The organism is Serratia sp. DD3 (assembly GCF_000496755.2).
In genome coordinates, this window is record NZ_AYKS02000115.1 from 1 (window position 1) to 13,490 (window position 13,490).

10 protein-coding genes and 2 rRNA genes are annotated in these 13,490 nt (G+C 50.0%); 4 read left to right on the top strand and 8 right to left on the bottom strand.

Annotated features, from left to right (window positions below; translation table 11 throughout):
• The 3 genes from IO95_RS21300 to IO95_RS21310 form a co-directional block, all read left to right on the top strand.
• A 23S ribosomal RNA gene (locus IO95_RS21300) occupies positions 1-101 on the top strand; the annotation flags it as partial.
• 164 nt (positions 102-265) lie between these two features.
• A 5S ribosomal RNA gene (gene rrf, locus IO95_RS21305) occupies positions 266-381 on the top strand.
• Between the two features lie 590 nt (positions 382-971).
• The gene (locus IO95_RS21310; protein ID WP_037387160.1) at positions 972-1,496 is read left to right on the top strand and encodes a fimbrial protein; all 525 of its coding nucleotides are present in this window, start codon (positions 972-974) and stop codon (positions 1,494-1,496) included.
• A gap of 81 nt (positions 1,497-1,577) precedes the next feature.
• On the opposite strand, the gene pssA is transcribed toward IO95_RS21310, so the two are convergent.
• From pssA to IO95_RS21325, 3 genes are all read right to left on the bottom strand, one after another.
• The gene (gene pssA / locus IO95_RS21315; RefSeq protein WP_023492140.1) at positions 1,578-2,933 is read right to left on the bottom strand and encodes a CDP-diacylglycerol--serine O-phosphatidyltransferase; all 1,356 of its coding nucleotides are present in this window, start codon (positions 2,931-2,933) and stop codon (positions 1,578-1,580) included.
• A gap of 335 nt (positions 2,934-3,268) precedes the next feature.
• The gene (locus tag IO95_RS21320; protein ID WP_023492139.1) at positions 3,269-5,920 is read right to left on the bottom strand and encodes a bifunctional acetate--CoA ligase family protein/GNAT family N-acetyltransferase; all 2,652 of its coding nucleotides are present in this window, start codon (positions 5,918-5,920) and stop codon (positions 3,269-3,271) included.
• 91 nt (positions 5,921-6,011) lie between these two features.
• Complete coding sequence (locus IO95_RS21325; protein ID WP_023492138.1) at positions 6,012-6,701, bottom strand: tRNA-uridine aminocarboxypropyltransferase; 690 nt, start codon at positions 6,699-6,701, stop codon at positions 6,012-6,014.
• 272 nt (positions 6,702-6,973) lie between these two features.
• Between IO95_RS21325 and IO95_RS21330 the strand changes: the two genes are divergently transcribed.
• Positions 6,974-8,050, top strand: coding sequence for a tRNA/rRNA methyltransferase (locus tag IO95_RS21330; protein WP_023492137.1), 1,077 nt, complete (start codon positions 6,974-6,976; stop codon positions 8,048-8,050).
• 120 nt (positions 8,051-8,170) lie between these two features.
• Here the strand turns inward: IO95_RS21330 and emrB are convergent, their stop codons facing one another.
• From emrB to IO95_RS21355, 5 genes are all read right to left on the bottom strand, one after another.
• On the bottom strand, positions 8,171-9,706 hold the full coding sequence (emrB, locus tag IO95_RS21335; RefSeq protein WP_023492136.1) for a multidrug efflux MFS transporter permease subunit EmrB: 1,536 nt from the start codon (positions 9,704-9,706) through the stop codon (positions 8,171-8,173).
• Between the two features lie 17 nt (positions 9,707-9,723).
• Positions 9,724-10,899 carry a multidrug efflux MFS transporter periplasmic adaptor subunit EmrA gene (gene emrA, locus IO95_RS21340; protein WP_037387167.1) on the bottom strand — a complete coding sequence of 392 codons (1,176 nt, stop codon included), beginning with the start codon at positions 10,897-10,899 and terminating at the stop codon, positions 9,724-9,726.
• 200 nt (positions 10,900-11,099) lie between these two features.
• Positions 11,100-11,621 (bottom strand): transcriptional repressor MprA, encoded by a 522-nt coding sequence (gene mprA / locus IO95_RS21345; RefSeq protein WP_023492134.1) that lies wholly within the window; start codon positions 11,619-11,621, stop codon positions 11,100-11,102.
• A gap of 259 nt (positions 11,622-11,880) precedes the next feature.
• Entirely contained in the window at positions 11,881-12,681 is an 801-nt protein-coding gene (locus IO95_RS21350; protein ID WP_023492132.1) for a DeoR/GlpR family DNA-binding transcription regulator, read from the bottom strand.
• A gap of 36 nt (positions 12,682-12,717) precedes the next feature.
• Positions 12,718-13,490: PfkB family carbohydrate kinase (locus IO95_RS21355; RefSeq protein ID WP_037387164.1), on the bottom strand; the 773-nt coding region annotated here is incomplete at its 5' end.

Consider the following 13,490-nt stretch of genomic DNA (forward strand, 5'->3'; position numbering starts at 1 on the left):
CCCTGAAGGAACGTTTAAGACTAAGACGTTGATAGGCTGGGTGTGTAAGTGCAGCGATGTATTGAGCTAACCAGTACTAATGAACCGTGAGGCTTAACCTTACAACACCGAAGGTGTTTTGACCTGATACCAGGATATCGGGTAGAGAGATAGCAATAATCAGCTTGTTCTACAGATTGAAGATGAGAGCAACAAAGATTTTGAGGTGCATAGGGGTGAGGTGGATTAACTGAAACCTGTTTCCTGTGACCTGAAACCTGATTTGCCTGGCGGCCTTAGCGCGGTGGTCCCACCTGATCCCATGCCGAACTCAGAAGTGAAACGCCGTAGCGCCGATGGTAGTGTGGGGTCTCCCCATGTGAGAGTAGGACACTGCCAGGCATCCAAACAAGTAGAAAGCCCCGTGCGCAAGCATAGGGCTTTTTGCTTTTGTGATTTTTTATAAAATAGTTATCGCTTCTCTGATTCAAGCCACTGGGCAATAAACAAGGCGGTCATTGCTGGTTAATTGATATCTTGCCATGGTACGATGCCTTAAATTTTCATGTTCCTGGTTACAGTAATGATATATATGATGAATCACTATTAGATTATATATTGATTTAAAGTATATGATGATTTTAATTAAATAGTTATGTTTCAACTCTTTTATCGAAAAATATAGCGATAAGAAAAATTCGTTAGTCTCAATATTGGCGATACTCAGCGACTCAGAGCCTCATAAACCAGGCCGCTAAAGGGTTGAAGCAAGCGCTATTCAGGTCTTTTTCTGTGAATTTGTTGCCTAAATGTGCTTGCAGGTATTATCTGCAATGAAGCAGGAAATTAGTTCAACCCTGTTAAAACTATATAAATATCTATAGTATACAAAGTAATTAAGCCTAACAGGTTTTTTTTGTTATGTACCCACTTTTCTTGGGTATTCTTCTATTCGCTTGAATAAAAACATTCTCTCTGGGAGGAGTCGAATAATGTTTCATCTAAAAAAAATTTTATTTGTACTGTGCGTTTTTTACCAGACTATAAATAGTGGTCTTGTATATGCCGTCGATATGAATTTTACAGGTAACCTCGTTGTACCACCCTGTGTGATTAATGGTGGGCGAGATGTTTTTATGGAATGGGGAAACGTTGATTTAACTAAGGTACCTGCGGGTGATATTGGGTTTGGTGCGTCGAAGTCTATTACACTATTACTTTCTTGCCCTTATGCCATTGGAGTACCCAATATGTATGTTACAGGGGATAGTTTCACTGGGCCTTCCTTTTATCGTGGGGCGGTTAAGACAACCAAAGAGGATGTTATCGTCTATCTTCACGCAACTGGTGTTGACGGTACATTACGTATTAATGGGAAAACACCCATCACGTTAACCGGAGCGGGAACTGAAAAAAGTGTAACATTAACGGGTTACCTGGCTCGTACCCCTGGTTTTACTTCGCTCACTCCTGGTCCTTTCAACGGTATTGTGGCACTCAATGTTGTTTATGAGTAAACAGGATAGGGTTCCGGAGGGTGAAGTTTACCGATGTGAGCATCAAGTCAGCCCGGTGAGGCTGACTTGATGATTGAGACATTACAGAATACGACTAATTAACCGGTCAATACGGATGCGGCGCAAGCGGCGGATCAGCTTGCGTACCTTGATAGGGTATTGCTGAATATTTTGCAGTTCGTGATAGCTACCGACCACGGTGGTGTGAGTGCGGATCGTTTCCAGCTCTTTATGGCGTTGTTCCCGCATCTCTTGCTGAGGATCGTGGATCAGAATGGCATTCTCCAAGTCCAGACGCCAAGCACGTGGGTTGAGGTTATTACCCGTAATCAACTGCCATTTATCATCAACCCACACGCCTTTCAGGTGATAAGTATTATCCTCATCTTTCCATAACCGAACAATGAGTTGCCCAGTGTCGATATAGCGTTGCAGGCGGCTGAGGAAACGGCGCAAGTTGATTTCGTAGAGATAAGGTAATGCACCGATAATCTTGAAGGGTTGATCTTCAGGAATATAGAAGTCATTTGCTGTTTTGTCGCCCACAATGATTTCTACCTGCTTCCCCTGGCGCAGCAAATAAATGATATCACGTACCAGTATGGCGGGGAGGTTGAAGTAAGGGGTGCATAGTGTGAGTTTCTGCTCGGTACTGGCCATCAAATGATGGATGGTATCATTGAGGATATTCTGTTTACCCAAGCCAACTAATGGGATTACCGCTAACTCTTCGTTACTCGCGTCGCCTTGAAATTGATAACTGGCGTGACGCAAGCCAGACCGCAAAGTGCGCGTCTCATTTTTGATCTCCGGACTGGTGGGCCGGTCATGGCGATCGAGTCGTTGCACTGCACCTGCGGTTAACAAATGCTGTTTAATGAAATTATACAGAGTCTGAGCCAGCACCTTGTTGGTGATCAACTGGTAGCGGTCATAACGGTACTTTTCATGCTGATGCAAATAGACATCATTAATACTGGCACCGCTGTAGACCACGGTATCATCAATGATAAACCCTTTTAGGTGGAGTACACCCAGAGCTTCCCGGGTATTGACGGGCACACCGTAAATAGGGACTGAGACTTGTGGATGCTGTTCTGCCATGCTGCAGTACCAATCCGCGTTGGTATTGGTAGCGGCTGCACCGATACGGCCCCGTTGTGCACGATGCCAGTCTACGAATATGGAGACCTCTAACTCTGGGCGATGTTGTTTGGCCTGATAGAGCGCGTTAAGGATCTCGCGCCCCGCATCATCGTGCTCTAAATAGAGCGCGGCCAGATAAATACGGCTCTTAGCGCTAGCTATCATCTCCAGCAACGTGCTGCGGAAATGGGAGGGCGCATAAAGAGTGCGAACATCAGCAACCGTCTGAGGGATTTTGGGCAGTTGTGCAAGGTGTTGTTGATGTTTGCTACGTTTAAATTTTGACAACATCACAGTGCGTTTCTTCTCTTATGTTTGGATGGCCATAACGCCACCTGCATTATACCCGTTGTCTTACGTGTTATAGGGAGTTTCATGACTTGGGCCGTCATCGAACTCACTGAACAGGGGCATAGCCAAAACCTGCGCACCTGTACCTGGCAGATTCAGCACAGACCTTCTCTACTTGCTCCCTGAGGTCGTGCTTGTTGCTGCCAGCTGGTAACTTGAAACAACTTAAGTATAAAACAATTCTTTGAACAATCGGGCGATAATAACACTAGTTGTTATGATTGTACGTATGTTTTGCTATCAAGTAGCGGATTTGTATTACATTGCGATCGAGCTCACGGCATCTGATTCCCTTGCAATGGCAGCGTCAAATTGACAATGCCTTCGTCAATTTGCACATCCACTTCAAACCCCAGTTTCTGTGCCAGTGTGACCATTCCTCGATTGTTCGGCATGGTCATACCGGTCAGCCGGGTCAGGCCTCGCACACGAGCATATTCGATCATTTTTACCAGCAATTTACGGCCCAGGCCGAGGCCTTTTAGGTCGGAACGGACCAGTACGGCGAATTCTGCATCGATATTGTCGGGATCAGAGTGCGCCCGAGTCACACCGATAATTTCATCGCCGTTGCGTACCGCGACGAAAGCCATCTCACGATCGTAGTCGATCTGTGTCATGTTGGCTAAATCTTCATGGGTAAACTCATTGATTTCACTAAAGTAACGGTAGTAGAGATCTTCTTTGGTCACACGGTCGATAAAGTGTTTCAGTGCCGGTTCATCTTCCGGCAGAATCGGGCGGAACAAGCAATGTGAGCCATTTTTTAATTCAATGGTTTCTTCCAGTTCATGGGGGTAGGGGCGAATAGCCAAGCGTGCCTGTGGGTCACCACTAAAGGGGGCAAGCTGCATTGATACATCCAGCAAGGTAAATTCACTGCCAGCGGCTAATACTGGGTGAATATCGAGGCGCGATATTTCCGGGCAATCCAGGATCAGATTGGAAACTTGCACCAATAACTGACTTAGGCCAGGAATATCGAGCGGTCGTAGCGCACTGCGGTCACGGATTTTTCCGCCTTTCACCGCTTGTAGCACCAGATACCGAGCGAGTGCCATATTTAGAGGGGGGAGTGCAACGGCAACTTGGTTTTTTTGACGCCATTCGACACCGCCTTCCCCCAGCATGATCAGTGGCCCGAAGATAGCATCCTGTTCCACGGCAATTCTCAACTCTTGTGCACCCGCCCGGTTGGCCATGCTCTGTACCAACAGGCCGTGGATACGCGCCTGTGGATAGGACTGTTTTACCCGATCGAGGATGGCGTCTGCCGCGCGTTGTACTTCAGTGGCGGTACGCAGATAGAGCATCACGCCTTGAACTTCAGATTTGTGTGGAATATCAGGGGAGCGTAGTTTCAACGCCACCGGGTAACCAATTTGCTCGGCAATATGGACGGCTTCAGCGCTATCACCGGCGATCCAGGTTGGTAAGGTGCTGAGACCATAGGCTTGCAGAATCGGCTGCACTTCATGGGTATCCAACTGAGTAACCCCTTCAGCCAGTGCCTGACTGATCTGCTGGTGTGCCACGGCGGTATTGGCCGTCAGCCCAACGGGTAGAGCAGGGGTTTCTTTCAACTGTTTCTGATTCCGGCGGTATTCCACCATATGCATAAAGGCGGTGATGGCACCTTCTGGTGTCCGGTAGGTCGGTATCCCCGCCTCGGTAAACAGGCGACGGGCGTCCTGTGAAGAGTATTCACCACACCAATTAGTCAGTAGTGTGATGCGTTTGCCACGTGGGTGCTGGCGGATAGCCTCAATCAGCAGTTCTGCGGTTTCAGAACCTGGAGCCGCTGCACTGGGGGCATGGATCAGCAGCAAAGCATCGTATTCTTGGCAGTCAAGCAGTGCTTGCAGTGCCGCCAGATAGCGTTGGGGGGTGGCATCATCACGTAAATCGATAGGATTACCAACCTTAATAAACTCAGGCAGCGAGCTGCTGAGCTTTTCCTGTGTCTCTTGGGGCAATGTCGCCAGTTTGCCATTACGGGCAAGCAGTTCGTCTAATGCCATAGCGGCAGGTGCGGCGCCATTGCTGATAATCATCAGCCGCTCACCGCGCAGTGGGTGCATGTGGCTTAAGGTTTCCACGGCGGAAAAAAGTTCGTGGGTATCCTGCACACGCAGCAAGCCAGCCCGTTGTATTGCAGCATCATAGGCGGCATCTAACCCTTGTTGGCTGTTGAGCAAGCGCTGTGCCTGTTGGCTACGGCCACTTTTGATCACCAAGATGGGTTTATTACGGGAAGCACTACGGGAGGCAGAGAGAAAACGCCGTGCATCGCTGATGTTTTCCAGATAGAGCAAAATAGCACTGGTTTTGCTGTCACGGGCCAAGAAGTCGAGCAGATCGTCAATATCAATATCCAGACTATCACCCAGCGAAATGAAATAGGAGAAGCCGACTTCCCGTTGTTGTGCCCAATCGAGAATGGTATTGGCCACAGCGGCAGATTGCGAAATAAATGCCAGCTTGCCTTTTTGAATAGGAACCGGTGAAAAGCTGGCATTGATCCCTTGCCACGGTGCGAGCAAACCCAGGCTATTGGGGCCAAGCAGGCGCATTGAATAGCGCTGTGCCATGGCTTTGAGTTCGGCGAATTGCTCCACGGGGGAAGAGAGCACAATAGCGGTTTTGCAACCCAGCTTGCCGAGTGATTCTACCAATAGCAGGTTGCGCTGTGGGTTGGTGCATAACACCGCCAGATCAGGCGTGAGCGGTAAACTGGCGACATCGGGATAAGCCATAACGCCGCAGACGGCTTTGTAGCGCGGGTTGACCGGCATCACTGGGCCGGTAAATCCCCCGGCAAGCAGATTGCGCATCATCAGGTAACCGGCACGGCCGACCTTTTGCGAAGCGCCGATCACGGCGATGGATTTGGGACGTAATAGCGCTTCTAATCCTCTTTGGCTCATGGGTGACTCCAACTTCCGGTTAGCTTTGCTTCTTTAGAACGATGAGGCTAGAAACAAGGCAAGTTATTTTTTGATTTTAGACGCATTGTCGCTACGGTGCTGTGACCGATGCCGCTGAGCGGCAAGCTTTTCCAGCCAGATATTGTTGGCGAAAATAATTGAAATGTTGTTCGAGACCGCTGGCAGCATCGGTATCACCTGCCTGTTGCAATAAAGCGGCAGCGACTTCGGCGGTGCAAAGCTGCTCAGTACGGCTGGCGGCGCGCAATTGATAATCGGATGCATTGGATACATTGAGAGAAAATAGCGGGAACGGATCCAGATAAGGACTTTTGCGGAACATTTTGCATGCTTCTGGCCAAGTACCATCCAACATAATAAACAGGGGCGGTTTACTTTCAGCAGGCAGGCTGCTGAATACTGGGCGCGATGGGGTGGCGTAAGAGGCCGGGAACACCACATAAGGCTGTCGGTCAGGGTTATTGAGCAACTCTAGCAGTGCCGGGTCCACCGTGGTACGTGACCAAAGAAATGCCTGGGTATCAGGCAGAATATCGGCGATCAGCCGCCCGGTATTGCTCGGTTTCAGCGGTTCAGTATCGAACATCACCAGACAGAAAAGTGCCTTGGCCTGCTGCGGTTGGATGGTGGAACACAGGCAGTTTTGCTGGGGCAGCAAACAATGCTGACAGCGTATTGCACGGCAACCACGCGCTCGAAAAGGCCGAGTTGCTCGTTCTAAACGGAATTGGCGCAGACGTAGCACCGCATTGTGAGTCATAACTGTCCTGATAAAAAGGCTATTGTAGCGTAGAAATGAGCCGCACGGGAGAGGTGCCGGGTGTTAGGGGGTGTGTCATTATGCCCGTAGGGAAGTGTGTTATTTAGCATAATTGCGCTTAAGTAAATTGGCACCCATGTAACCTCTGCAATTTGCATCAAGACAGGTCTATAATTGATCAGTTTGATAGTTGCCAGCTTTTAGCACAAGTTGGTGGCTTAGCGCGGCAACATCAGGTAATCTTCGCGCCCTGCGCGTTGGTGGAGAATGAGATGAACGATTCATTTAGTGGCAAGAACGGCAAAGTTAAAGTGATGTACGTCCGCAGTGACGATGACAACCGTAACAACAATAAACGTTCGGACGGTAAAGGCCGCCCAACTGACAATGCGCGTTCTGGTCGTCCCGGTCAGGATAAGCAGCGTGGTGGCTACCGCCGGGATGCTGATCCTCGCCGTAGTGAAAATGATCGTCCTCGCCGCCCAGCTCGCACTGAAGATTCTGGTGGCTATGAATCCCCATGGAAAACGGTATCACGTGGCCCAGACGAAGAGCCCGCGTTCGATCATGGTGGTATCAGTGGCAAAAGTTTTATTGACCCTGAGCAGTTGCGTCGCCAACGGGCGGAAGAAACCCGAGTCTATGGTGAGAATGCCTGCCAGGCGCTGTTCGCCAGCCGTCCAGAGTCCATTGTACGCGCCTGGTTTATACAATCAGTCACACCGCGCTTTCGCGAAGCCCTACGTTGGATGGCAGCAAACCGCAAAGCGTATCATGTAGTCGATGATGATGAACTGGAGAAAGCGTCCGGTACTGAGCATCATGGTGGCGTCTGTTTTCTGATCAAAAAACGTCAAGGCTTGGATGCGCAAACTTATCTTAAGAGCGCGCCCAGCAAAGATTGTGTACTGGCCTTGGAAGATGTAGGTAACCCGCATATTCTGGGGGCGATTGTGCGCTCTTGTGCCAACTTTGGCGTGAATGGTGTATTACTGCAAGATCCTGCTTTACTGGAGTCAGGTGCGGCAGTGCGTACCGCTGAAGGGGGTGCTGAACATATCAAGGCGATCAATGCTGATGATTTCCTCTCGGTGCTGGATACTTTCCGCCAGGCGGGATATACCATCGTCACGGCTTCCAGCCGCAAAGGGGAGCGTGCCGGGCAAGCTAAATTGCCTGCCAAGGCGGTGCTGGTGTTAGGCTCGGAAGGCAGTGCTTTGAGCGACAATGCTTGGCAGCAGGGTGATATGAGTGTCTCCATTGGCGGCACTGGCAAAGTAGATAGCCTGAATATTTCAGTGACCGCCGGTATTCTGCTAGCTGACTGGTGGCGACAGAATCACGAGTAAGCCGGGTAGCAAAGACAACCGAAAACAACAGGGGGTGAGTCAAGTGACTCACCCCCTGTTGTTTATATCGAGTTGTTTATATCGAGTTGTTTATATTGCGTTGTATATATCGCAAGGTGATCAGTGAGCGCCGCCCCCACCGCCACCAGAACTGAACGGTGGCTTGGCGAACCAGACTAACGCGATCAGGATCAGGAACACCCCCGCCGATAACCAAAAAATCTCGTTTGCCGAGATAATCAGCCCTTGCGCAGTGATTTCGTTAGCGATGTAGGCCGAAGCCTGTTGCTTGTTCATACCGAGATGTTCCAGTTTGCGGTACATCTCCTGCGATTGTGGGTTGAACGGATTAATAAACTCGGTCAGGTGTGTATGGTGCATTGACTCTCGACTGGTCCATAGCGTCGTGGTGATTGACGTACCGATAGAGCCGGAGAGTGTTCGGGCAAAGTTCGACAAACTCGATGCGGCGGCGATGCGCTCAGAGGGTAACCCCGAAAGGGTAATGGTGGTCAATGGCATAAAGAAACAGGCAATAGCGAAGCCTTGCACAAACTGTGGCCATGCAGACGCCGCGAAATCCATCCCCGGTTCAAAGGTATAGGCCCGCCAGTAGAAACAGATGGCATAGACCAGAAAACTCCCGGTGACCAGCCGGCGCATATCCAAGCGGTTACCAAAGCGGCCGATAATCGGTGACAGCACCAGCGGCAGCAACCCTACTGGCGCGGATGCCAAGCCTGCCCAGGTTGCGGTATAACCATAGACCTCCTGTAGCAATTGTGGCAACAGCACGATGGCCCCAAAATACAACATATAGGCCAGGCTGATACACAAACAGCCGATAGTAAAATTACGTGACTTGAACAGGGACAAATCCACCACCGGGTGCTCATCTGTCAGCTCCCAAACCACCAGGAACAGTAACGCTATAACTGCCACCGCGGTCAGAATAATAATTTGAGGCGAATTGAACCAGTCAAGCTCTTTACCCTGATCAAGCATAATCTGTAGCGAACCGATGCCGACAACCAGCAAAACCAGCCCGATAGTATCGATGGGTTTGATTTCAGTCTTGGTTTCCCGGCCTTTTAGTGTCGACATCGCCGCCAGGATCACGAACAAGCCAATGGGAATATTGATAAAGAAGATCCAACCCCAATGGTAGTTATCACTGATATAGCCACCGAGAATGGGCCCAAAGATTGGCGCAACAATCACGGTCATTGACCATAACGCCAGGGCCATCGAACGTTTTGCTGGCGGATAGTTGTTCAGTAATAAACTCTGTGACAGCGGGATCAGCGGCCCGGCCACCACCCCTTGGATCACGCGGAAAAAGATCAGCATCCCGAGACTGTTGGAGATGCCGCATAACCAGGAAGCCAGGACAAATAGCGTGGTAGACCACAGAAACAGACGAACTTCACCAACGCGTTTTGCCAGCCAACCGGTAATGGGAATAGAGATGGCATTAGCCACCCCAAACGAGGTAATCACCCAGGTACCTTGTGAGTTGGATGAACCGAGGTTGCCCGAGATAGTGGGGATGGCAACGTTGGCGATGGTGGAGTCCAGTACCTGCATGAACGTCGCCATGGCGAGGGCGATGGTCATCCAGGCAAGCTGGGCACCTTCAAGTGGTTTTTGTGCCACGGTAATCTCCCGTCCGCTTAACCGGCATTAGCATGGATCACATCGGCGATCATCTGATTAACCGGGGCCAGGTCCAGCGTCAGCGCACTGGTTTCATAGCGCGGCTCTTTACGCACGGTATTGGCGAGTACCGGACCATCCTGATTAGCGGTATCAACCTTCACTAGCGTAGAGAGACCAATTCGCAGTGGGTGTTCTGCAACTTGCTGTGCATCCAGTTCAATACGGACTGGTAAGCGCTGTACGACTTTGATCCAGTTACCGGTGGCATTTTGTGCCGGTAACAGTGAGAAAGCACTGCCGGTACCCATATCGATACCCACCACCTTGCCTTTGAACACCACCTCACTACCGTAAATATCAGTGACGACGGTAGCGGGCTGGCCGATACGCATATTGGTCAGTTGGGTCTCTTTAAAGTTGGCATCTATCCACATAAGTTCTGCCGGAATAATGGCCATCAGCGGTGTTTCTGTAGAGATCTGGGCTCCCACCTGTACACTGCGGCGTGAGACAAAACCAGTCACCGGGCTGACGATACGTGTGCGCTGCAGCGCCATCCAGGCATCACGCATTTGTGCTGCAGCCTGCAGAATGGCAGGCTGTTCTTCTAGCGGTGTATTGAGCACCAGCGCCTGGTTAGCATTGTATTGCTGTATGGCTACTTCCAGTGCAGCCTTGGCGTTGTCCACGGCATTTTTTGCATGTTGCAGTTCTTCGCGGCCAATCGCATCCGCATGGCCTAGCACGATACGGCGTTGGAGGTCGCTTTCTACTTTACTCAGTTCGGATTTACGCAGTGCAATGTTAGCCTGATACTGTTTGCTATTGACCACCAACTGATGCGTCTGCCGCACACTGTTGGCTAACGCTGTTTTAGCGCGAGCAAAGGCTTGCTCAGCATCGGCAGGGTCGAGAGTCAGTAACACATCACCTTGGTGCACGAAGTCAGTGTTGTCGAATGCCACACTGTTCACACTGCCTGAAACCTGGGCCATGATTTGGACTTGATTACCGGCCACGTAAGCATTGTCAGTTTCCTGATGATGGCGCAGTACCATAAACCAATACACCAAATAGACCACCCCGATGATAATAAAAATAACCGTCAGCAGCAGTAGCCAAAATGTACGCTGCTGCTTTTTGCTGTTTGCCGGTTGCTGCGCTACTTGAGTCCCCGCATTGGTATTCATGCTTCCCATATTTAAATAATTCCTTGGTGCTTGGAGTTGCAGCCTCTATCTGCATGCAACTTGAATGAATTTGATACTAATTTATGCTGTTGTGTTCGCCGTTTCTGAGCCATCAAACGATAGTGCGCGTAGCGAGTGCCAGCTATGCGGGCTGACAGCTAATTCAAAGGGGATAACATAAAAGATTACCTAGACAGCAACTAGGGGGATACCGATTCTGAAACATCCATCTGATCAAGACGATGCAACAATTTGCGCGTCAATATTTCGAGCTGCTGCTGTTCCTCGTGGCTGAGTGTGGACCACAGGAAATGCAGACATTGATGTTGTGGTGGAAGTAATTGCTTAAGGAAGGCTTCCCCCGCCTGGGTCAGGTGCAGATACAGGCAGCGGCGATCATGGCCACTTTCCCGGCGCTCAATCCAGCCATGTTTTTCTAGCTCATCGGCAATGCGCGTGGCGTTGGTGCGCGATGAACCTAAAGCGGAACTGAGCTCTGAAGGCTGAATGCAACGGCTTTCCTGCGAATCCAACGTGATGAGTGCCATAAACAGGGTTTCATTGATCCCTTGCGCTTTGAGCATCTTGTTACGATGCTCCAGCAGCTTACTTTGCATATGCATGCAGAGACGGGTTAGCAGAATCTCCCGATAGGGGTAATCCTTTTGGCTTTTTGCACGATAATTGAGCATTTGCTCAATAGGCGTAAACGAGCTTTCCATAGTTTAAGACCCTATTAATTTCGTCCGGTATAGTAACCATAGTGATTAATAATATAAATCGCCAACCCGGGGTGTCGTTTAGCAATTCGTGTCATTGGTCAGTTATTGGTAAATGTCAGGTGAATGATAGGTGAGACGATTGCTGACTCTAGCGAGTCATCATGTTTGCCATACCACCGGTTCAAATGATTCAGTAGGGATAGAATGGAGCCAATATGTTGTCGTGCTAGCAGGGGAATCAGCTGATTTCCCCTGTAGGTCACAATGTCGGTAGTTCGTTGTTGGAGGGGTTAACCACCAGTTCCACTTGTTGTTGTTGTAGTAATGACCGGAGAGCCGGCGGGGGAGTGATATCGGTAAATAATGCGGTGACCTGGCGGGTATTGCCGATCTCTACGGCGGCGGATGCGTGAAATTTGGTATGGTCGGCCGCCAGCAGAATATGGCGGGAGTGGGTCATCATTGCTTTCGCCACACTTGACTCATTGACGTCAAACTCCAGCAAGTCACCGTTGGCTTCTATGGCACCTACGCTGGTGATCAGGTAATCGGAACGAAAACCTTCCACAAAACTGACCGCGCTGGGGCCAATAATCCCGCCATTATTGGGGCGCAATGTACCCCCCGGCACCATCACTTCGAATTCGGTATTTTTATACAGAATATGCGCCACCCGCAGGCTGTTGGTAATAATGCGCAAATGCCGATGATTCATCAACGCCCGTGCGATATGTTCAACCGTGGTGCCAATGGTGATAAACACCGTCGAACCATCAGGAATATAGTCAGCGATAGATCGGGCAATGGCGTTTTTTTCTTCGGTGTAAGAGAGTTCTCGTTGTTCAAAGGCAGTATTCACTACACTGGAGGCACGGCCAGCGCCTCCATGGTGGCGAGTGATTAACCCTTGTTCGCTCAGTTTACGAATATCACGCCTTACCGTCTGCGTTGAAACCTCCAGTAATTGTGCCAGTTCGTCGATGTTCATATAGCCGCGCTTGGCGATTAACTGAATCAGTTGGTCGTGACGCGGATTACCGGTAAGCTCGGTCAGATTCATAAACTGTTCTCTTAATGATGCCCTTGATTGAACATTTTATACAAAACTGGCCAAGAAAGAATCTATTTGTTCACAATTGGGGATCCCTGCACGGCCACCAGGGCGAGTACACTTCAGCGCAGCTACTGCATTAGCGTAACGCACTGCCTGAGCGATATTGGGTTGTGAGCCTAGAGCAACGGCTAATGCGCCATGAAAAACATCCCCAGCACCGGTGGTATCCACCACATCCACCTTAAAGCCTGGCTGATGTTTTATCTGGTCGTTTTCTAGCCAGAAGCAGCCATGTTTACCTTGAGTGACATAAATGTGTCCATTTTTGTCATTTTTAGCCAAGCGCAGAGCACGCTCAATATCGGTTTCCTGGGTCATACGCAGTAAACCGGGTTCAGAAAACGCCGCATGATCAGCCAAAGCGACCAGTGGATGGATATCTTGCGGTGTGACATCTGCATCCAACAGAGTAGTGACACCCGCACGCCGCGCCAGGGTGAAGGCCGTCAAAGCACCTTGGTGCCAGCGTACATCAGCTAATACCACATCATATTGGCTAAAGTCGATTTCATTCAACCAACTGGCATCTTCAGGCAAATCGGGGCTTGGGTGGTTGATAATAATGCGCTCACCCTGAGCATCCACCAGAATAGCCGATTGTGATGAACGCGCCTGTGGATAGCGGCGAACATGACTAACATTAACCCCATAACCGTTCAGTTCCGCCAATAGCGTTTGCCCAGTGGCATCGTCACCAACACGGCCAATAAAATCCACTTCAGCCCCCAACCTGGCAGCGGCGACAGCGGCGGGTG

Bases quoted from the DNA above. Each gene is read 5' to 3' on its own strand.
- IO95_RS21325 (WP_023492138.1), bottom strand. From the start codon at position 6,701: ATGACTCACAATGCGGTGCTACGTCTGCGCCAATTCCGTTTAGAACGA.
- emrA (WP_037387167.1), bottom strand. From the start codon at position 10,899: ATGAATACCAATGCGGGGACTCAAGTAGCGCAGCAACCGGCAAACAGC.
- mprA (WP_023492134.1), bottom strand. From the start codon at position 11,621: ATGGAAAGCTCGTTTACGCCTATTGAGCAAATGCTCAATTATCGTGCA.
- IO95_RS21320 (WP_023492139.1), bottom strand. From the start codon at position 5,920: ATGAGCCAAAGAGGATTAGAAGCGCTATTACGTCCCAAATCCATCGCC.
- IO95_RS21330 (WP_023492137.1), top strand. From the start codon at position 6,974: ATGAACGATTCATTTAGTGGCAAGAACGGCAAAGTTAAAGTGATGTAC.
- IO95_RS21310 (WP_037387160.1), top strand. From the start codon at position 972: ATGTTTCATCTAAAAAAAATTTTATTTGTACTGTGCGTTTTTTACCAG.
- IO95_RS21350 (WP_023492132.1), bottom strand. From the start codon at position 12,681: ATGAATCTGACCGAGCTTACCGGTAATCCGCGTCACGACCAACTGATT.
- pssA (WP_023492140.1), bottom strand. From the start codon at position 2,933: ATGTTGTCAAAATTTAAACGTAGCAAACATCAACAACACCTTGCACAA.